Genomic DNA, 1780 nt, shown 5'->3' with positions numbered 1-1780 from the left:
GTCCTGTATGGCGGCATCACGGAAGAAGTGCTGCTGCGCTGGGGTGTGATGACCCTGATTGCGTGGCTCGGATGGCGATTCGTGCAAGGCGGCGCGGGCGCCGTCCGGGCGAGATGGATCTGGATGGCGATCATCGTGAGCGCACTGCTGTTCGGAGCGGGACACCTGCCCGCAGTTGCCGCGCAGACAGCGCAAATGGATGCGAGCCTTGCCGCGTTTGTCGTTCTCGCCAACACCGTGTTCGGCGTGATCTTCGGCTTTGTTTACTGGCGCCGCGGCATCGAGGCGGCGATGCTCGCACATGGCATCGCGCATATCGTGGCTTCCGTCCTTGCGAAGGCCACCTGATTGTTCCCTGCGCTAACCGGCGCGACGCAAGCCAATCCCGTCTTCAACCCTGTAACTGGCGGCGCCGCTGCCGATCGGCTTCGACGTCCGCCTGGGTGATCGAGCCCATCTTCAGCAATACGTTGTTCATGTATTCATTGCGCTGCCCGGGCGTGTGCTGAATCGCCATCACATAGCCGTCCGACATTCCCTTGAGATGCTGCACGCGGGACGTGAGTGTGGTTCCCTTTTCAAGTCCGTGTCGATAGCCGTGCAGGCGTCCGGTCTGGTACGCGATCCAGTAAATGATCATTCCTGCCACGCCAATGCTCACCAAAATTACAAACAGATTTTCGTAGCCCATCGAAACATTCTCCCTGGAAAAACGCGCATGGTACACCTTGCCCATGCCTGAAGTCATCGATATTTAGGCAAGAAAAAGTCATATTTCGTCTATGGCAAAGGGGTCAATTGATCGAACCGCAAGAAAGCCCTGATCTTGATGAGGCAAAGTTAACGAGAAGCGAGTTCGTCGCCGGATATTCGCGCATGACGTAATGGCACATTGATTGCATGAGCATGGACGGCGACATCGAATCCTATTCGGCCAACCGGCAAGCCATCCTGATTTTGTGCTCGATTTCTACCCGGATGATTTGCACTCCCGGTTTGTCCGAGAGCATGTCGCAGTGCTCGACTTTCTATTAAAACGTCACATGGTCGTCCTTCATCAAGCAATTCAGTAATCATGCGAACTAATTAACGGTTTGCATTTCAAACAACTATCAATACCGTGGAAACGTTCTTCGCAGAACAGACCTTCATTACCAACAATTTCAAGGAGTGATGACGATGGCAGATAAAGATACCGGACATACGAACTCGACAGCAGGGTTCGGAGCCACTTCGGATAATGTGGGCACGACTTCCCAGGGCACCGGTCAGCAATCATCGGCAACCGATGCGCTGAAGGACAAGACCGGTCGTGTGGCCAGCGAAGCCAAGGGTTATGCCAAGGACCTCGCCGGACGCGCGAAGGAACAGGGTCGTACTTTGTTCGAGCAGCAGAAGACCACAGCGGTGACGCAGGTCGATTCGGTTGCGCAGGCAATCCGCAGCACGGCAGATCGCCTCCAGGGCGAAGGAAAGCCGGAGGCGGGCCGTTACGTCAGCATGGCTGCCGACCGTATCGAGTCGCTCAGCGCGGGTTTGCGCAACAAGGATCTGGATACGCTGCTGCGCGATGCTGAAGACCTCGGTCGCCGTTCACCGGGCGTGTTGTTCGCCGGATCGGTCATCGCCGGTCTGCTGCTCGCACGTTTCCTGAAAAGCTCGGCCCAGAACCGTTACGAGTCCAGCTATGAGTCCGCCGGCTACGACGCGACAGGCTACGATGCAACCGGCTACGACAGCACCGGCGTGGATGCCAATACACAGTCGTATGACGACATCC

General features: G+C 56.6%; 3 protein-coding genes. 2 read left to right on the top strand and 1 reads right to left on the bottom strand.

All coding sequences use genetic code 11. The features are described 5' to 3' along the window. The coding region (locus V7080_RS25320) for a CPBP family intramembrane glutamic endopeptidase (protein ID WP_334191144.1) at nt 1–348 on the top strand (348 nt) is incomplete at its 5' end. Nucleotides 349–391: 43 nt separating this feature from the next. Here V7080_RS25320 and V7080_RS25315 read toward each other — a convergent pair. Continuing rightward, nucleotides 392–748, bottom strand: coding sequence for a hypothetical protein (locus V7080_RS25315; RefSeq protein WP_334191143.1), 357 nt, complete (start codon nt 746–748; stop codon nt 392–394). 431 nt (nt 749–1179) lie between these two features. Between V7080_RS25315 and V7080_RS25310 the strand changes: the two genes are divergently transcribed. After that, nucleotides 1180–1780, top strand: a 601-nt coding sequence (locus V7080_RS25310; RefSeq protein ID WP_334191142.1) for a hypothetical protein, incomplete at its 3' end; no start/stop codon positions are given.

This window comes from Noviherbaspirillum sp. (assembly GCF_036846085.1).
Lineage (GTDB): Bacteria > Pseudomonadota > Gammaproteobacteria > Burkholderiales > Burkholderiaceae_D > Noviherbaspirillum.
This window is presented reverse-complemented; position numbering and strand designations above follow the sequence as displayed.

Coding starts and splice junctions, on each gene's coding strand:
- V7080_RS25315 (WP_334191143.1), bottom strand. CDS start 748: ATGACTTCAGGCATGGGCAAGGTGTACCATGCGCGTTTTTCCAGGGAG.